Annotated in this window: 11 protein-coding genes and 3 rRNA genes; 6 read left to right on the top strand and 8 right to left on the bottom strand. The window is 66.3% G+C overall.

Features of this window, described 5'->3' with window-relative positions; all coding sequences use genetic code 11:
- Positions 1-39: 39 nt before the first annotated feature.
- Positions 40-1,314, bottom strand: a complete 1,275-nt coding sequence (locus ACSYGO_RS23180) for an MFS transporter (protein WP_426677212.1) — start codon at positions 1,312-1,314, stop codon at positions 40-42.
- A 193-nt stretch (positions 1,315-1,507) separates the two neighbouring features.
- On the opposite strand from ACSYGO_RS23180, the gene ACSYGO_RS23175 reads away from it, so the two are divergent.
- The 4 genes from ACSYGO_RS23175 (at position 1,508) to rrf (ending at position 7,881) form a co-directional block, all read left to right on the top strand.
- Complete coding sequence (locus ACSYGO_RS23175) at positions 1,508-2,056, top strand: MarR family winged helix-turn-helix transcriptional regulator (RefSeq protein WP_359494733.1); 549 nt, start codon at positions 1,508-1,510, stop codon at positions 2,054-2,056.
- A 663-nt stretch (positions 2,057-2,719) separates the two neighbouring features.
- A 16S ribosomal RNA gene (locus tag ACSYGO_RS23170) occupies positions 2,720-4,245 on the top strand.
- Between the two features lie 313 nt (positions 4,246-4,558).
- Positions 4,559-7,678: ribosomal RNA gene (locus ACSYGO_RS23165) — 23S ribosomal RNA — on the top strand.
- Positions 7,679-7,764: 86 nt separating this feature from the next.
- Positions 7,765-7,881 (top strand): 5S ribosomal RNA (gene rrf / locus ACSYGO_RS23160).
- Together the 16S, 23S and 5S rRNA genes form the textbook arrangement of a ribosomal RNA operon.
- Positions 7,882-8,285: 404 nt before the next feature.
- Here the strand turns inward: rrf and ACSYGO_RS23155 are convergent.
- Complete coding sequence (locus ACSYGO_RS23155; RefSeq protein WP_460387485.1) at positions 8,286-9,047, bottom strand: CDP-alcohol phosphatidyltransferase family protein; 762 nt, start codon at positions 9,045-9,047, stop codon at positions 8,286-8,288.
- Between the two features lie 160 nt (positions 9,048-9,207).
- Here ACSYGO_RS23155 and ACSYGO_RS23150 point away from each other — a divergent pair, with 160 nt between their 5' ends.
- Entirely contained in the window at positions 9,208-9,759 is a 552-nt protein-coding gene (locus tag ACSYGO_RS23150; RefSeq protein ID WP_426679128.1) for a GNAT family N-acetyltransferase, read from the top strand.
- A gap of 133 nt (positions 9,760-9,892) precedes the next feature.
- Positions 9,893-10,276 carry an SH3 domain-containing protein gene (locus ACSYGO_RS23145; RefSeq protein WP_028804298.1) on the top strand — a complete coding sequence of 128 codons (384 nt, stop codon included), beginning with the start codon at positions 9,893-9,895 and terminating at the stop codon, positions 10,274-10,276.
- Positions 10,277-10,393: 117 nt separating this feature from the next.
- Here the strand turns inward: ACSYGO_RS23145 and ACSYGO_RS23140 are convergent, their stop codons facing one another.
- From ACSYGO_RS23140 to ACSYGO_RS23115, 6 genes are all read right to left on the bottom strand, one after another.
- Entirely contained in the window at positions 10,394-12,040 is a 1,647-nt protein-coding gene (locus ACSYGO_RS23140) for a type IV secretory system conjugative DNA transfer family protein (protein ID WP_460387483.1), read from the bottom strand.
- A 1-nt stretch (position 12,041) separates the two neighbouring features.
- Positions 12,042-13,466: an ATP-binding protein gene (locus tag ACSYGO_RS23135; protein WP_028804300.1), complete on the bottom strand. Its 1,425-nt coding sequence runs from the start codon at positions 13,464-13,466 to the stop codon at positions 12,042-12,044.
- 14 nt (positions 13,467-13,480) lie between these two features.
- Positions 13,481-15,040, bottom strand: coding sequence for an SCO6880 family protein (locus ACSYGO_RS23130; RefSeq protein WP_426679126.1), 1,560 nt, complete (start codon positions 15,038-15,040; stop codon positions 13,481-13,483).
- Positions 15,037-16,356 (bottom strand): hypothetical protein, encoded by a 1,320-nt coding sequence (locus tag ACSYGO_RS23125; RefSeq protein WP_432175759.1) that lies wholly within the window; start codon positions 16,354-16,356, stop codon positions 15,037-15,039. The genes ACSYGO_RS23130 and ACSYGO_RS23125 overlap by 4 nt, the downstream gene beginning before the upstream one ends.
- Entirely contained in the window at positions 16,346-17,197 is an 852-nt protein-coding gene (locus ACSYGO_RS23120) for a hypothetical protein (RefSeq protein WP_432175758.1), read from the bottom strand. Before ACSYGO_RS23120 ends, ACSYGO_RS23125 begins: the two co-directional genes overlap by 11 nt.
- A 198-nt stretch (positions 17,198-17,395) precedes the next feature.
- Positions 17,396-17,704, bottom strand: a complete 309-nt coding sequence (locus tag ACSYGO_RS23115; RefSeq protein ID WP_028804304.1) for a hypothetical protein — start codon at positions 17,702-17,704, stop codon at positions 17,396-17,398.
- Positions 17,705-17,816: the final 112 nt, after the last annotated feature.

Raw genomic sequence — 17,816 nt, 5'->3', positions numbered from 1 at the left:
GTGACGGCCGCCGCCCGTCCGTGCCGGTACGTCCGTGCGTCAGGCGCTCGCCGTGACCGGCTCCGCCGGCGCGCCGCCCTGTGCGACCACCCGGCTCCTCACGAGCGACGGCTGGTTCTGCACGGGCGTGAGCTGCCGTCCCAGGCGCACGGCGAGGAACGTGATGCCGAGCGAGAACAGCAGGAACGTGACGATGTACGGGCCGTGCAGCGACGCGCCCATCGGGCCACCCACCGCAGGACCGATCGCCAGCGCGAGCTGCTTCACCAGGGCGAACGCGGAGTTGTACTGACCCGCCATGCCCGTCGGCGCCAGATCGGCCACCAGCGGGGCGACCGTCGGCGACAGCATCGCCTCACCGAGCCCGAAGAGCGCGTACGTCGAGACGAACGCGGCGGTCGCCATGGTCCGGCTGCCGTGCCCGAGACCCGCGTACCCGGCCGCGAGCCACGCCACGGCCCAGATGAGCCCGACCGCGGCGATCACCCGGGACCGCTTCCTGCGCTCGACGAACTTGAGGACCGCGAACTGCGCGACCACGATCATCGCGGTGTTGGCGGCCATCGCCGTGCCGAGCGCGGACGTGGAGATCCCGGCCGCCTCGACGCCGTACGCGGACAGACCCGACTCGAACTGCCCGTAGCAGGCGAAGAACAGCACGAAGCCCAGTACGGAGAGCTGCACCATGGCCCGGTTGCCGAGCAGTTCCTTCCAGTTGCCGCCCCTGGCCTGCGGCGCGTTCCCCTCGATCCGGGGTGCTCGCGGCATCCGCACGGTCGACATGATCACGACGAGCAGCAGGAACATGGCCGCTTCGATCGCGAACAGCAGGGTGAACGAGCTCGTCCTGCTCGTGTCGACGATGTGGCCGCCGATCAGGCCGCCGACGCCGAGGCCGAGGTTCTGCAGGAAGAACTGCATCGCGAAGGCACGCGAGCGGGTGTCCGCGGTGGAGCAGTCCACGATCATCGTCGCCAGCGACGGCTGCATCACGGCCTGGCCCGCGCCGAGCGCGGCGGCCGACAGCAGCACGGTGGCCGCGCTGCCGGCCAGGCCGAGGCTGAGCGCTCCGACGGCGGCGGTGAGCAGGGCAGCGAGCAGGACCGGCAGCGGGCCGCGCCGGACGATGGCCCGCCCGGCGAACGGCAGCACGACCAGGGCGGCGACGGCGAAGACGGCGAGCACGACGCCCGCCGTCATGGAGCCGAGTCCCCGCACCTGCGCCACATAGACGTAGAGGAAGGGGACCGTAAAGCCGAGCCCGAACGCGCTGAGAGCGTTGCCCACGTGGATCCGGCGCATCGCTGCGCCCATCGCCCTGGTCACTTTCACCTGCCTTGGTCGTGAAGCCCCGGGCCACGTACGTGCCCCCTGCCCATGTCGCCGCTGCGGGCGCATGTTCAGGGGGCATGAATGCAGACCTGAAGACTTCGAAGCTAAAGTTAGGAGTTGAACTCTACACCTTGAAGGACTTCAACGCCAAGCGACGTCGTGCGATACTGCCGCCATGGGCGACACTCCCGGCGTCAGCGAGCCGACACTCGAAGAACAGATCGCCGCCTACCAGCGCGAGTTCCAGGACCTCGACCCCCAGGTCGAGAAGATCGTCTCGGCGCTCTCCCGCCTGAACCGGCGCATGAACGTCGCCTACGGCCGCCAGACCGCCGCCCTCGGCATCAGCAACGCCGAATGGGAGGTCCTCAAGGCCCTCGTCCTCTCCGGCGCCCCGTACCGCATGGGCCCGAGCGACCTCGCCAAGCGGCTGGGCCTGACCCCGGCCGCGATGACCCACCGCATCGACCGCATGGTCGCGGAGGGGCTGGTCACCAGGGAGCGCGACGAGTCGAACCGTGTGCGCGTCATCGTGGAGCTGACGGACGAGGGGCGGGAGAAGTGGCTGGAGGCGATGCGCCTCGCCACCGTCTTCGAGGAGGACCTGCTCCAGGACCTGTCCGCCGAGGAGCGGGGTGTCCTGGGTGAGGCCCTGACCCGCCTGCTGCGGCGCGTGGAGCACGCCCAGCCGGACGCCGGCGGCCGGCTCAGCGACCTCGATTAAAGATCTTGACAGGGATGGTTGACATCGTCCTGCCAGATCCGTAAGGTTCTTCGAGTTGCCACGGGGCCGTAACGGTTCTGCGGCAGCACCTCCGCCGCTGATGCGGCAACCCAACCACCAGCACGATCTCCCAACCGGGGTGAATTCGGCGTGCCCGAATTCAATTCGATTCGGGCTCGACGGCCCGATTAGGAACCGCCGGGAGGATCCGCTAAAGTTTGGGACGTCGGAACGGCCCAACAGCCGGGAAGACAAGCCCCCCTGACTGGGAGTCAGACACGAAAGAGTCTGATAGAGTCGGAACCGCCGGAAAGGGAAACGCGAAAGCGGGAACCTGGAAAGCACCGAGGAAATCGGATCGGAAAGATCTGATAGAGTCGGAAACGCAAGACCGAAGGGAAACTGCCCGGAGGAAAGCCTGAGAGAGTCTCTCGGGTGAGTACAAAGGAAGCGTCCGTTCCTTGAGAACTCAACAGCGTGCCAAAAATCAACGCCAGATATGTTGATACCCCGTCTCCAGTCATTCGGCTGGGGCGAGGTTCCTTTGAAAAAGTCCTGCCGGGCACTGCCTGGCAGGCGCACAGCGAGGACGCTGTGAACCGAGGGGATCATTCCTCTCCTTGGTTCCGCTCTCGTGGTGTTCGACCGGATTACCGGTAAACATTCACGGAGAGTTTGATCCTGGCTCAGGACGAACGCTGGCGGCGTGCTTAACACATGCAAGTCGAACGATGAAGCCCTTCGGGGTGGATTAGTGGCGAACGGGTGAGTAACACGTGGGCAATCTGCCCTTCACTCTGGGACAAGCCCTGGAAACGGGGTCTAATACCGGATACGACCTGCCGAGGCATCTCGGCGGGTGGAAAGCTCCGGCGGTGAAGGATGAGCCCGCGGCCTATCAGCTTGTTGGTGAGGTAGTGGCTCACCAAGGCGACGACGGGTAGCCGGCCTGAGAGGGCGACCGGCCACACTGGGACTGAGACACGGCCCAGACTCCTACGGGAGGCAGCAGTGGGGAATATTGCACAATGGGCGAAAGCCTGATGCAGCGACGCCGCGTGAGGGATGACGGCCTTCGGGTTGTAAACCTCTTTCAGCAGGGAAGAAGCGAAAGTGACGGTACCTGCAGAAGAAGCGCCGGCTAACTACGTGCCAGCAGCCGCGGTAATACGTAGGGCGCAAGCGTTGTCCGGAATTATTGGGCGTAAAGAGCTCGTAGGCGGCTTGTCGCGTCGGTTGTGAAAGCCCGGGGCTTAACCCCGGGTCTGCAGTCGATACGGGCAGGCTAGAGTGTGGTAGGGGAGATCGGAATTCCTGGTGTAGCGGTGAAATGCGCAGATATCAGGAGGAACACCGGTGGCGAAGGCGGATCTCTGGGCCATTACTGACGCTGAGGAGCGAAAGCGTGGGGAGCGAACAGGATTAGATACCCTGGTAGTCCACGCCGTAAACGGTGGGCACTAGGTGTTGGCGACATTCCACGTCGTCGGTGCCGCAGCTAACGCATTAAGTGCCCCGCCTGGGGAGTACGGCCGCAAGGCTAAAACTCAAAGGAATTGACGGGGGCCCGCACAAGCAGCGGAGCATGTGGCTTAATTCGACGCAACGCGAAGAACCTTACCAAGGCTTGACATACGCCGGAAAACCCTGGAGACAGGGTCCCCCTTGTGGTCGGTGTACAGGTGGTGCATGGCTGTCGTCAGCTCGTGTCGTGAGATGTTGGGTTAAGTCCCGCAACGAGCGCAACCCTTGTTCTGTGTTGCCAGCATGCCCTTCGGGGTGATGGGGACTCACAGGAGACTGCCGGGGTCAACTCGGAGGAAGGTGGGGACGACGTCAAGTCATCATGCCCCTTATGTCTTGGGCTGCACACGTGCTACAATGGCAGGTACAAAGAGCTGCGAAGCCGCGAGGCGGAGCGAATCTCAAAAAGCCTGTCTCAGTTCGGATTGGGGTCTGCAACTCGACCCCATGAAGTCGGAGTTGCTAGTAATCGCAGATCAGCATTGCTGCGGTGAATACGTTCCCGGGCCTTGTACACACCGCCCGTCACGTCACGAAAGTCGGTAACACCCGAAGCCGGTGGCCCAACCCCTTGTGGGAGGGAGCTGTCGAAGGTGGGACTGGCGATTGGGACGAAGTCGTAACAAGGTAGCCGTACCGGAAGGTGCGGCTGGATCACCTCCTTTCTAAGGAGCACTTCTTACCGAGTCCTTCGGGACGAGGTCAGAGGCCAGTACATCGGCGAACGTCCGATGCTGGTTGCTCATGGGTGGAACGTTGATTATTCGGCACTTTCAGTCATCTCGGGCTGCCAGTACTGCTCTTCGGAGCGTGGAACGCTGATCACGAGTAGCGAGGGTGTCGGGCACGTTGTTGGGTGTCTGAGGGTACGGCCGTATGGCTGCCTTCAGTGCCGGCCCCAGTGAACTTGCCTTGTAGGGCAGGGTGATGGGTGGTTGGTCGTTGTTTGAGAACTGCACAGTGGACGCGAGCATCTGTGGCCAAGTTTTTAAGGGCGCACGGTGGATGCCTTGGCACCAGGAACCGATGAAGGACGTGGGAGGCCACGATAGTCCCCGGGGAGTCGTCAACCAGGCTTTGATCCGGGGGTTTCCGAATGGGGAAACCCGGCAGTCGTCATGGGCTGTCACCCGCTGCTGAACACATAGGCAGTGTGGAGGGAACGCGGGGAAGTGAAACATCTCAGTACCCGCAGGAAGAGAAAACAACCGTGATTCCGGGAGTAGTGGCGAGCGAAACCGGATGAGGCCAAACCTTGTATGTGTGAGACCCGGCAGGGGTTGCATGCAGGGGGTTGTGGGATCTCTTTTCTGTCGTCTGCCGGCGACAGGACGAGTCAGAAACCGTTGATGTAGGCGAAGGACATGCGAAAGGTCCGGCGTAGAGGGTAAGACCCCCGTAGTCGAAACGTCAGCGGCTCGTTTGAGAGACACCCAAGTAGCACGGGGCCCGAGAAATCCCGTGTGAATCTGGCGGGACCACCCGCTAAGCCTAAATATTCCCTGGTGACCGATAGCGGATAGTACCGTGAGGGAATGGTGAAAAGTACCGCGGGAGCGGAGTGAAATAGTACCTGAAACCGTGTGCCTACAAGCCGTGGGAGCGTCGGGCAAGCACTTGTGCTTGCCTCGTGACTGCGTGCCTTTTGAAGAATGAGCCTGCGAGTTTGCGGTGTGTTGCGAGGTTAACCCGTGTGGGGAAGCCGTAGCGAAAGCGAGTCCGAATAGGGCGATTTAGTAGCGCGCTCAAGACCCGAAGCGGAGTGATCTAGCCATGGGCAGGTTGAAGCGGCTGTAAGAGGTCGTGGAGGACCGAACCCACCAGGGTTGAAAACCTGGGGGATGACCTGTGGTTAGGGGTGAAAGGCCAATCAAACTCCGTGATAGCTGGTTCTCCCCGAAATGCATTTAGGTGCAGCGTCGTGTGTTTCTTGCCGGAGGTAGAGCACTGGATAGGCGATGGGCCCTACCGGGTTACTGACCTTAGCCAAACTCCGAATGCCGGTAAGTGAGAGCGCGGCAGTGAGACTGTGGGGGATAAGCTCCATGGTCGAGAGGGAAACAGCCCAGAGCATCGACTAAGGCCCCTAAGCGTACGCTAAGTGGGAAAGGATGTGGAGTCGCACAGACAACCAGGAGGTTGGCTTAGAAGCAGCCACCCTTGAAAGAGTGCGTAATAGCTCACTGGTCTAGTGATTCCGCGCCGACAATGTAGCGGGGCTCAAGCGTACCGCCGAAGTCGTGTCATTGCAGCAAGAGGGCCAACGCCCGCTGTGATGGGTAGGGGAGCGTCGTGTGCCGGGTGAAGCCGCGCCGGAAGGCAGTGGTGGACGGTTCACGAGTGAGAATGCAGGCATGAGTAGCGATACACACGTGAGAAACGTGTGCGCCGATTGACTAAGGGTTCCTGGGTCAAGCTGATCTGCCCAGGGTAAGTCGGGACCTAAGGCGAGGCCGACAGGCGTAGTCGATGGATAACCGGTTGATATTCCGGTACCCGCTGTGAAGCGTCAAACATCGAACCAGGCGATGCTAAGTCCGTGAAGCCGCCCCGGAGCCTTCGGGCAAAGGGGAGTGGTGGAGCCGACGGACCAGACCTGTAGTAGGTGAGTGATGGGGTGACGCAGGAAGGTAGTCCATCCCGGGCGGTGGTTGTCCCGGGGTAAGGGTGTAGGCCGTGCGATAGGTAAATCCGTCGCACTTGTGGCTGAGACCTGATGCCGAGCCGATTGTGGTGAAGTGGATGATCCTATGCTGTCGAGAAAAGCCTCTAGCGAGTTTCATGGCGGCCCGTACCCTAAACCGACTCAGGTGGTCAGGTAGAGAATACCGAGGCGTTCGGGTGAACTATGGTTAAGGAACTCGGCAAAATGCCCCCGTAACTTCGGGAGAAGGGGGGCCATGTCTGGTGATGAGTCTTGCACTCTGAGCTGGGTGTGGCCGCAGAGACCAGCGAGAAGCGACTGTTTACTAAAAACACAGGTCCGTGCGAAGCCGTAAGGCGATGTATACGGACTGACGCCTGCCCGGTGCTGGAACGTTAAGGGGACCGGTTAGTCACTCTTCGGGGTGGCGAAGCTGAGAACTTAAGCGCCAGTAAACGGCGGTGGTAACTATAACCATCCTAAGGTAGCGAAATTCCTTGTCGGGTAAGTTCCGACCTGCACGAATGGCGTAACGACTTCTCGACTGTCTCAACCATAGGCCCGGTGAAATTGCACTACGAGTAAAGATGCTCGTTTCGCGCAGCAGGACGGAAAGACCCCGGGACCTTTACTACAGTTTGATATTGGTGTTCGGTTCGGCTTGTGTAGGATAGGTGGGAGACTTTGAAGCGGCAGCGCCAGCTGTTGTGGAGTCGTCGTTGAAATACCACTCTGGTCGTGCTGGATGTCTAACCTGGGTCCGTGATCCGGATCAGGGACAGTGTCTGATGGGTAGTTTAACTGGGGCGGTTGCCTCCCAAAGGGTAACGGAGGCGCCCAAAGGTTCCCTCAGCCTGGTTGGCAATCAGGTGTTGAGTGTAAGTGCACAAGGGAGCTTGACTGTGAGACCGACGGGTCGAGCAGGGACGAAAGTCGGGACTAGTGATCCGGCGGTGGCTTGTGGAAGCGCCGTCGCTCAACGGATAAAAGGTACCCCGGGGATAACAGGCTGATCTTCCCCAAGAGTCCATATCGACGGGATGGTTTGGCACCTCGATGTCGGCTCGTCGCATCCTGGGGCTGGAGTCGGTCCCAAGGGTTGGGCTGTTCGCCCATTAAAGCGGTACGCGAGCTGGGTTTAGAACGTCGTGAGACAGTTCGGTCCCTATCCGCTGTGCGCGTAGGAGTCTTGAGAAGGGCTGTCCCTAGTACGAGAGGACCGGGACGGACGAACCTCTGGTGTGCCAGTTGTCCTGCCAAGGGCATGGCTGGTTGGCTACGTTCGGGAGGGATAACCGCTGAAAGCATCTAAGCGGGAAGCCTGCTTCGAGATGAGGACTCCCACCCACTTGATGGGGTAAGGCTCCCAGTAGACGACTGGGTTGATAGGCCAGATCTGGAAGCGCCGTAAGGCGTGGAGGTGACTGGTACTAATAGGCCGAGGGCTTGTCCTCAGTTGCTCGCGTCCACTGTGTTGGTTCTGAAACCACGAACAACCCCGTACAGGTCACGTACGGTGCGGTTGACAGTTTCATAGTGTTTCGGTGGTCATAGCGTGAGGGAAACGCCCGGTTACATTCCGAACCCGGAAGCTAAGCCTTACAGCGCCGATGGTACTGCAGGGGGGACCCTGTGGGAGAGTAGGACGCCGCCGAACAAATTTTGAGAAGAAGCCCCAATTCCTGGGTACAGCCCAGGAATTGGGGCTTTTTCGCGTTCACCGGGCAGTCATGAGTGCGTCAGTCTCGGCCGGCCCAGGAGCAGACTCTGCCTGGCCAGAATCGACTTCCGGCAGTTCGTGCCGCCTGCGGGCGCCCTGGTGACGGCGGCCGGACCACTTGGGCGCCCGCCAAAGGCAGGGCTGCTGTGGATCGGTGGGGCGAACTGCGGGCTCCGGGACCAGGTCCTGAATGCGGGGAGCGGCCAGGCCTCGGGCCTGACCGGCCTCGGGCGCCCCGGCTCGGCAGAGGAGTACCGGGAGACGGAGAACGCAGAGCGACAGAAAGCGGGGGCGGCCTCGTCATGAGGCCGCCCCCGCTTTCTGTTCTCCGGCGATACGCGCTACTTCAGGCGGGACGACGCGACGATCGAGACGATGTGCGCGGGGACCAGCAGCCACACGATCGCCGTGACGGCGACGGTGGCGATCCTCGTCGCCGTCAGATCGCCGAGCGCCAGGTCGACGACCGCGGTCACGAGCAGCAGCAAGGTGCACTCGATGCCATTGACCAGCCGGTGGAGACCGACGGCCGAGGCCAGCCGGCGGACCCTGGCGAGACCGGTGGAGCGCGGAACGACGGACTGGTCGGTGGCCTTCTCCATGCCGCTGTCGGAGCGCGCCACGTGGACGAGGTCGGAGGAGGACTTCAGGAGCAGCACGCCGATGGCCGCCACGAGGCCCGCCACGAGGTAGGGGTCGAGGCCCATCTCCGAGGCGCGGATACCCATGCCGACCATCACGGCGGCGTCGGCGAGATATGCGCCGAGACGGTCCAGATAGACACCGAGCGGGCTGAACTGGCGTCGCCAGCGCGCCACTTCGCCGTCCACGCAGTCCAGCAGCAGATACAGCTGCATGAAGACGACGGACAGGACGGCGCCGCCGAGGCCCGGCAGGGCCAGGGCCACTCCGGACAGGACGCCCGCCCCCACCATGATCACGGTGATCTGGTTCGGAGAGATGCGGGTGTCGAGCAGGTGGCGGGTCACACGGAGGGAGAGGGACCTCATGTAGAGGCGGCCGGCCCAGTGCTCCGCCCGGCTCTCCAGCTTGCCCGGAGGGTGGATCACATGGCGGAGTTCGTCGAGTTGGACCTTGGGCATGCGGCTTTCTCCCTGGCGCGCTGGCAGTTGGTTGTGCGGTGTCTGTGCACCGAAGTGCGGCGTGGTACAGGGAAGAGCATGACGGGGGGTCGTACGGCGGGATGCGGCAGGGTGGATATCCGGTGGGGGGAGACCGTACGCGGGGGCTACCGTGGCTCCCATGAGTCACGTGATCCGTTCCATACGTTCCGACGAGTGGGCCCTGGTGAAGGAGCTCCGGCTCGCCGCCCTTCAGGACCCGGTGGCGCACCTCGCGTTCCTGGAGACGTACGAGGACGCTGCGGCGAAGTCCGACGCGTTCTGGCAGGAGCGGGCCGCCGGAGCCGCGGAGGGGACGACCGCGCGGCAGCAGATCGTCGCCGAGGGCGCGGACGGCGTGTGGGCCGGCTCCGTGACGGTGCTGGTCGAGGAGGCGGGGACGCAGGACCCGTTCGGGACGGCCGTCGAGCAGAGCCAGGGCCATCTGGTGGGGGTGTTCGTGCGGCCGGAGCACCGGGGGAGCGGGGCCGGGGTGACGGGAGCGCTCTTCGACGCCGCCCTGGAGTGGTCGTGGGGGATCGGGCTCGACCGCGTACGGCTCTTCGTGCACGAGAAGAACGCCCGCGCCGAGGCGTTCTACCGCAAGGCGGGGTTCGTGCCGACCGGGGGGACCGCGCCGGTGCCGGGCGCCCCGGGGGAGCTGGAGCTGGAGTACGTCATCGCGCGGCCGTAGCGGTGCGCGCGGGCGACGTGGTCCGGCGTCATTGCGTCAATCGCCGGGATTCCGGGGCTGGTCGGAGCGGATCTTCATAGCGTTGCTGATCGACATCAGTGATCGGGCAACGCAACTGGGAGGGACCGACCCCATGGCAGAACTCTTCGGCGCACTCGGACGTGGGTCGCGCAAGGCATGCGTGTTCGCCGCGAGCGCCGTGATGGCGGGTACGGCGCTCGTCGTGAGCGCGCCGACGGCGTCCGCGGCCTCCTGCGGGCAGGTCGGCGTGGACCGGCAGCCGGGCCAGGGCACGGTGACCGCGTCGGCGCTCGCGCGCCGGAGCGGGCCGTTCACCTCGTGCACCGCGCTGGGCCAGGTGTCCAAGGGCACGAAGATCAACTATTACTGCTTCGAGATCGGCACCGCGGTCAACGGCAACAAGCTGTGGACGTACGGAGAGGTCGCCGGCACCGGGCAGAAGGGCTGGTTCGCCAGCGCCTACCTCGACGACAACGGGGCCTCGCTGGGCTGCTGAGGCCGTCCCGGCCGGCGGGGTGCGGGGCCGGGGCGAGCCCGTCAGGCCTGCGGGGCCGGGGCGAGCCCGTCAGGCGTGGGGCCGCCGGATCTGTCCCGGGCCCGCATCACGCCGGGATCAGACGGCTCCGTCGTATCGCGGCCAGCGGGCGCGGAGTTGCTCACGGGAGCGGAGCAGGGCCAGGGTCGGCAGACCGCGGTCGGCTCCGCCGGTCAGCAGCTCCGGGAGCTGCGGGAGCGGTGCCACGGCCGCGACGTCGTCCAGGACGAGGGTGACTGGTGGGTCGAGGCGACCGGAGGATGACCGTTCGGCCATGCGCCGGCCGCGCTCGACCACGCTTGAGGCGAGGGCCGTCAGGAGCGGCATCGCGCCGGGCTTCGCCTTGGGGTCCTCGATGGGTTCACCGACCACATAAAGCGTGCCCCCTTCGTTGACGAAGGAATCCAAGGCGAGGCTGTCATTTCGGTTCGCAGTGCAGGATTCGCGGATGTTGACCGTGAACAGCGAGGCCAGCGCGCGGGACGTCAACTCCTGGGCGATGTCGCGTCGTTCGGGGTGCGAGGTGAGAGCGGCCTCCAGTTCGCCGGCGGAGCCGGGCGCGGCCTTCGGGTTGGTGCGCAGGACTCGTACGGCGTCCTGCACCTGGGTGCCCTGGGCCCACCGGTGGACGTGGCGGAAGGCCTTGCCCTCCACGGCGGCGGCGTGCAGATAGCTCCGCAGGAGCGTTTCGGCGACGTCGGCCATCGGCTGGTCCATCTTGGCGGTGGGGCGCACCGGGGCGAGCAGGGCGGCGGCTCTGGCCACCGCGGTCGCCTTGTCCTCGCAGCCCGTCGAGGGGGACCAGTGGAGGCGGGCCGGGGTGTCGCACAGGTGCGTGGGGTCGTAGAGGAGGACGGGTCCGAGCTTGGCTCGCGCGTCCTTGGTCTCCGACCAGGTCCGGGGGTTCGACGTGACGACCAGGACGGCGCCCTCGGCGTCCCGCACGGCCTGTGTCGCGGTGAGGTGGCGGGAGTCGGCGGGGGCCAGGACGAGCGGGCCCGTGGCGGGCGGCTTCTCCCGGCCGACCGGCTGTTCACGGCCCGTGCCTTCATGGCCCGTACGGTCGACGACCGCGGCGGAGGCGGTGGCCGCCGATCCCGCAGGCGGGGGGTCCGCTATGGGCTGGAGGGTCGCGGCGCGCGCCGCATCCGGTCCGCCGAGGTACTCGCCGCCCGCCGCGAAGGGAGCGGGTGACGACACCGCCCGCTCGGCTCCGGCGGACGGAACGGTCGCCGTGTCGGCCGCCTCCGTCCCGCCGCGGTACGGGCCCGCCACGGCCTCGCCCGGGCCTGGCCCAGGCGCAGTCCTGGCGGCGCCGTGGGACGCCTCCGTGGCGCCCGAGGCCGCCTCGGCGCGGCGCCGGGCCCGGCCCGCACGCCATCTCGCGACCGTGCCCATCACGAACACGGTCAGGACGAGCAGGACCATCAACTGCCCGATGAACAGGCCCCAGAAGAGCCCGTACCCGGACAGTTGGCCCGCGGGGGTCTCCGGCCAGGCGCCTGTGATGTCGTGCGGCCGGCCGATCAGATGCCGCATGGCCAGCGGCGTCCGGGTGAAGGTGACCGCGTCCGGCCAGGCGCCCCGCGCCAGCCGGGCCGCGAGCCCCGTAGCCGTCCACACCATCAGCGTCATGCCGAGGAGGAAGGCCAGCACCCCGATCAGCAGCCCGTCGGGGATGCCGCCCTCGCCCTCGCGCCGATGGTCGTGCCGGTCCTGTCTCATCTCACGCCACCGTGGACTCGGAGGAGCCGTCCAGATCGGCCAGATGCTGCTCCACGAAGGCCGCCGCCCGTTCCTCCGCCTCCAGTTCGGCGGCGCGCAGCGCGTCGTCGGAGAGGAAGTCGGCGGAGGACTCGGTCATGGCCCGGTCCGTGAAGACGAGGGGGCGTTCGGTCTCGGTGATGAGGTGCTTGACCACCTGGACGTTGCCGTTGACGTCCCAGACGGCGATGCCCGGCGTCAGCGTGGGGATGATCTCGACCGCCCACCTGGGCAGTCCGAGGACTCTGCCCGTCGACCGTGCCTCGTCCGCCTTCTGGGCGTAGATCGTCCTGGTGGAGGCCATCTTCAGGATCGCCGCGGCCTCCTTCGCCGCCGCGCCGTCGACCACGTCCGACAGGTGGTGCACCACCGCCACGAAGGACAGGCCGAGGCGCCGGCCGAACTTCAGCAGCCGCTGGAACAGCTGGGCCACGAAGGGGCTGTTGATGATGTGCCACGCCTCCTCCACCAGGAAGATGCGCTTCTTGCGGTCCGGCCGGATCCAGGTGTGCTCCAGCCACACGCCGACGATCGCCATCAGGATCGGCATGGCGATGGAGTTGCGGTCGATGTGCGACAGGTCGAAGACGATGAGGGGCGCGTCGAGGTCGATGCCGACCGTCGTGGGGCCGTCGAACATGCCCCTCAGGTCACCGTCGACCAGGCGGTCCAGGACCAGGGCGACGTCCAGGCCCCAGGCCCGTACGTCGTCTATGGCGACGTTCATCGCCTCGGCCGACTCCGGTTCGGGATGGCGCAGCTGCTCGACGATGTCGGTCAGCACCGGCTGGCGCTCGACGATGGTCTCGTTCACATAGGCGTGCGCGACCTTCAGGGCGAAGCCGGACCGCTCGTCGAGGCCGTGGCCCATCGCGACCTCGATGATCGTCCGGAGCAGCGCGAGCTGGCCGGTCGTGGTGATCGCCGGGTCGAGCGGGTTGAGGCGGATGCCGTGGTCCAGGGCCGCCGTGGGGTCGAGGCGGATGGGAGTTATTCCCAGCTCCTCGGCGATGAGGTTCCACTCGCCGACCCCGTCCTCGCCCTGTGCGTCCAGGACCACGACCTGCCGGTCGCGGAACCTCAACTGCCGCAGGACGTACGTCTTCTCCAGCGCGGACTTGCCGTTGCCGGACTCGCCCAGGACGAGCCAGTGCGGTGCCGGCAGCTGCTGCCCGTACAGCTGGAAGGGGTCGTAGATGTAGCCCTTCCCGGAGTACACCTCGCGGCCGATGATGACGCCGGAGTCGCCGAGGCCGGGTGCCGCGGTCGGCAGGTAGACCGCCTGGGCCTGGCCCGTGGACGTGCGGACGGGCAGACGGGTCGTCTCGACTTTGCCGAAGAGGAAGGACGTGAAGGCGTCGGTGAGGACGGAGAGCGGATCCCGCATCAGAACATCAGCCCCTACCTGCGGATTCCGGTGGCGAACGGCAGCGTGTTGACGAAGGCGCGGTGGTGCTCGCGGTCGCACCACTCCAGCTTCAGGTACGACTTGCCGGCGGAGGCGCGGATGGTGCGCTTGTCGCGGGCGAGGGCCTCGGGGGAACGGGCGGAGACGGTGATGTAACCGACCAGGTTCACGCCCGCGGCGCCGCTCGCGAGGTCCTCGCCGCGCTGGTCGAGGCGGTTGTGCGAGGCGATGTCGCGCGGGTCCACGGTGCGGTTCATCTTGGCGGCGCGGCTGGCCTCGGCCTCGTCGTTCGTCTTCTCGGTCAGCATCCGCTCGATGGCGACCTCGGTGGGTTCGAGGTCCATGGTGACGGCGACCGTACGGATGACGTCCGGGGTGTGCACGAGGAGCGGGGCGAGGAAGTTGACGCCGACCGGCGTCATGGGCCATTCCTTCACCCAGGCCGTGGAGTGGCACCAGGGCGCGCGGGTCGAGGACTCGCGGGTCTTCGCCTGGAGGTAGGTGGGCTCCATGGCGTCCAGCTCGGCCGGCCAGGCGTTGCGCTTCGTCATCGCCTGGATGTGGTCGATGGGGTGGTCGGGGTCGTACATCGAGTGCACCAGGGAGGCGAGCCGCCCCTGACCGAGCGGCTGCCGCACCCGGATGTCGGCCTCCTGCAGACGCGAGCAGATGTCGGTCAGCTCGCGTGCCATGACGACGGCGAGACCCGCGTCCCGGTCCAGCTTCCGGCCGCTCTGCGGGCGGGCCGCCCGTGCCATCGCCTGTGCCTCGGCGGCCAGTTCACGCGAGTAGTGCATGCAGGCGACGAGGTACGCCCGGTGCTGCTCGCTGCTCGTGGACACCATGGACTGGAGCTGGTCGTACGACTGCTGGAGCCAGCCGGGGGCGCGCTCGTCACCGCGTACGGCGACGTCCTTGGCGTGTGCGTCCGGGTCGGCCGGGAGGGTACGGGCGAGCATCTGGAGGCGGGTGACGAAGCCGTCGCCGTTCGCCACGTGCTTGAGGAGCGTGCCGAAACGGTCGACGAGGGCTTCCTGGTCCTCGCTGTCGCGCAGGCCGACGCCCGGCCCCTCGATCTCGATCGCCGCGGTGACCGTACGGCGGTCGGCGTGCAGCAGCACGGCGATCTCGTCGGGTCCGAAGGGCGCGGCGAGCCAGGAGATCCGCCCGATGCCGGGCGGCGGCCCGATCTCGACCTCACGCCCGTCGAGCGCCGTGCCCGCCTCCATCACATTGCTGCGGTAGGTGGTGCCCTGGCGCAGGGTGCGCTTGTAACTGCGGTTGACCTCGAACCACTTGTAGAACGTGCGGCGCTTGTACGGGACGTACACGGCCGCGAGCGCCAGCAGCGGGAAGCCCATCAGCAGCACGATCCGCAAGGACAGCACGGGGACGAGCAAGCCGCACATCATGCCGAGGAACGCGCCCGCGATGATCAGCGCGATCTCGCCGGACTCGCGGTTCCGGCCGACGATCGCGTTCGGCCGGGCACGGCCGATCAGATATGTACGGCGGGGCGTGACCGGATGGGACACGTGGGACTCGGTCGTCAACGCCCTTCACCTCCCGTGCGGTTGGTACTGCTGTTGCGGCTGTTGCTCGCGTGCGGGGTGTTGGCCGGGCTGCTGCGCGGTGGGGGTGCGGCGGAGGGGACAGATCCGCCGCCTCCGTTCGAGGTGCGCGTGCTGTGCGCGGCCACACCGCCGGACGCGGGATTGGAGGGGCGGGGCTGCTGGCTTCCGCCGCTGCCTCCGCCGTTGTTGTCGGCGCGGGCGCTGTGGGTCTTGATGCCCTGCGCGACCAGGGTCGCGGGCGAGCTGATGACGGCCGCGGCCTTGCCCTCGGCGCCCTGCATGATGCGGTTGCTGCGGGAGTTCGCGATCTCGTCGCCGAAACCGGGGACGAAGCGGTAGATCATCGCGCTGGCGAAGATGGCGAGCAGGATGATGGCGAGGCCGGAGACCACGGCGGAGAAGGCGTCCGGGCCGCTGTCGGTGGACAGTGCGCCCGCGAGACCCAGCACGATCACGATCACCGGCTTCACCAGGATCACCGCGATCATGATGCCCGCCCAGCGGCGGACGTGGCCCCACAGGTTCTTGTCGACGAGGCCCGCGTAGACGACCGTGCCGAGCAGGGCGCCCACGTAGAGGAGGGCGGCCCGGATGACGAGCTCCAGCCACAGCACGCCGGCGGCGAGGATGGACACCAGCGACACGACGATGAGCATGATGGGCCCGCCGCCGATGTTCTCGCCCTTGTCCAGGGCGCCGGAGAACGTCCCGAAGAACGTGTCCGTCTGGTTGCCGGTCGTCTTGGCGAGGACGTCCGTGACCCCGTCGGTGGCCGAGACGACCGTGTAGAGGATCAACGGGGTGAAGGCGCTCGCCAGCACCGTCAGCCACAGGAACCCGATGGCCTCCGACAGCGCGGTGGTGAGGGGGACACCTCGCACCGCCCTCTTCGCCACGGCCAGCAGCCACAGCAGCAGGGTGAGGATCGTCGACGCCGCGAAGACGACGGCGTACTGCTGGAGGAACTTGGGGTTCGTGAAGTCGACGTTCGCCGTGTCGTTGACCGCGGCGGAGAGCTTGTCGATGGTCCACGCGGCGGCGTCGGCGCAGCCCTTGGCCAGGGAGGAGAGGGGGTCGAGCGTGCCGGTCGGGTCGAGGGACCCGCCCGTCTTGTTGCTGCCGCTGTCGCCTTCGCAGTAGTTCTTGGCCGGCCCATGGATGAGGCCGCAGGGGTCGCTGCTCTTCGACGGCGACGGTGTCGGTGCTGCGGCGGCCCGTGTGGCGAGCAGCAGCGCCGTGGTCTGTACGGCACCGACGGCTGCGGTGAGCTTGAGTACGCGGTGATTAGCGGGCATACGTGAACCCTCCGTACTCCTCCACGGCCTTCGCGATTTCGTCGGCGCCGGAGGCGCGGTCGTCACCCGGAACGGGCGCGGGGCCGTCCTTCTGGGAATGCGAGACGATCTTCCAGTCGTCACCGGTCCACTCCAGCTGCATGGTGATGGTGAACCAGCTGCTGGTGACAGGGTTCGTGGAGTTCTGGCCCGCGAGGCCGAGCAGGCCACCGCACCAGACCTCGACGGTTGCGGTGTCGCTCGAGGACTCGGTGACTTTGGTGCCGATGGGGCTCGTCCGGGACACGAACGTGTAGCCCTTGGGCGCCGAGCCGTCCTCGTTCAGTCCGACGTTCTTGTTGAACTGCGGGGTGTACGCCTTGTCCAGCGTCTCCTCGAACTCGGTCACCCGGGACGGGGTGATGATGGTCGAGAGGATCTGGTCCCGCCTGGCCTTGCTGAACATGTCGGTGGAGCCCAGCGCCACCGCATAGTTCGCCGCAGCGCTCTGCGCCCCCTGGGCGTTGTGTGCGTAGCCCGAGGGGATGCCTGAGGTCTGCGTGTCCACCGGGCGGTCGCCGGAGGCCGCCGTGGGCGAGGTTCTGGCCTTGTCGCCGTCGCCGTTCCCGGAGGAGGAGTCGTCCCCGCCGCGGTTCGCGAAGGCGATCGCGGCGATGAGCAGCACGACGACGCCGACGACCGTGACCAGGCTCCGCGAGGAGGACCCGCGGCCGCGCCGCGCCCCGCCGTAGACGTCCCCCGTGCGGTCGGGGAGCCGGGTACGGGTCTGGCCGGAGCCGCCGTACCCCCGGTCCTCGCCGTGCGAGGTGTCGCCGTAGCCGGGTTCGTCACCGGGACTCATGTCGCGTACGCCCCCTCAACCTCTCGCTGAACCAAGTAGTACGACGGTAGCCGTGCTGGTTCCCGCGCGGGCGCGGTGTGGTGACTCGACATCAGGGAAACGCAACCTCAGCCGGTGGGCACGACGGACGGGTGGGTCGGAGGGGAGGGGGGTCCGGGCGCGCCCGGCCGGGCATGGCTCAGGGGTGTCCCGCACCCCTTACACGGCCATGCCGTACACGATGGTGAAGAGCGTGCCGAGGGATCCGATGATGAAGACTCCGGTGAGGCCCGCGATGATGAGGCCCTTGCCCTGTTCGGCGCTGAAGGTGTCGCGAAGAGCGGTGGCGCCGATGCGCTGCTTGGCCGCGCCCCAGATCGCGATGCCGAGGCAGAGCAGGATGGCGACCGCCATCACGACCTCGATCATCACCTTCGCCTCGTTGCCGAGGCTGCCGAAGGGGCCCCAGTCCGGAGCGATCCCGCCGATGATTGTGGTGATGTCGCCCTTGTCGGCTGCGAAAAGCATGTAAGTCACCGCCCCTAGTGGGTAGTTCTGCACCCCCTGCCAGTGCGCAGAGGTCGGGCCCATTCTCGCCGACAATGGCGCCGTCGTATGTCGACTTGGCGTCATTGATTGG

It is taken from the genome of Streptomyces krungchingensis (assembly GCF_054729265.1).
This window is presented reverse-complemented; position numbering and strand designations above follow the sequence as displayed.

Bases quoted from the DNA above. Each gene is read 5' to 3' on its own strand.
- ACSYGO_RS23115 (WP_028804304.1), bottom strand. From the start codon at position 17,704: ATGCTTTTCGCAGCCGACAAGGGCGACATCACCACAATCATCGGCGGG.
- ACSYGO_RS23155 (WP_460387485.1), bottom strand. From the start codon at position 9,047: ATGCCCAAGGTCCAACTCGACGAACTCCGCCATGTGATCCACCCTCCG.
- ACSYGO_RS23125 (WP_432175759.1), bottom strand. From the start codon at position 16,356: ATGCCCGCTAATCACCGCGTACTCAAGCTCACCGCAGCCGTCGGTGCC.
- ACSYGO_RS23145 (WP_028804298.1), top strand. From the start codon at position 9,893: ATGGCAGAACTCTTCGGCGCACTCGGACGTGGGTCGCGCAAGGCATGC.
- ACSYGO_RS23175 (WP_359494733.1), top strand. From the start codon at position 1,508: ATGGGCGACACTCCCGGCGTCAGCGAGCCGACACTCGAAGAACAGATC.
- ACSYGO_RS23150 (WP_426679128.1), top strand. From the start codon at position 9,208: ATGAGTCACGTGATCCGTTCCATACGTTCCGACGAGTGGGCCCTGGTG.
- ACSYGO_RS23120 (WP_432175758.1), bottom strand. From the start codon at position 17,197: ATGAGTCCCGGTGACGAACCCGGCTACGGCGACACCTCGCACGGCGAG.
- ACSYGO_RS23140 (WP_460387483.1), bottom strand. From the start codon at position 12,040: ATGAGACAGGACCGGCACGACCATCGGCGCGAGGGCGAGGGCGGCATC.
- ACSYGO_RS23135 (WP_028804300.1), bottom strand. From the start codon at position 13,466: ATGCGGGATCCGCTCTCCGTCCTCACCGACGCCTTCACGTCCTTCCTC.
- ACSYGO_RS23180 (WP_426677212.1), bottom strand. From the start codon at position 1,314: ATGGGCGCAGCGATGCGCCGGATCCACGTGGGCAACGCTCTCAGCGCG.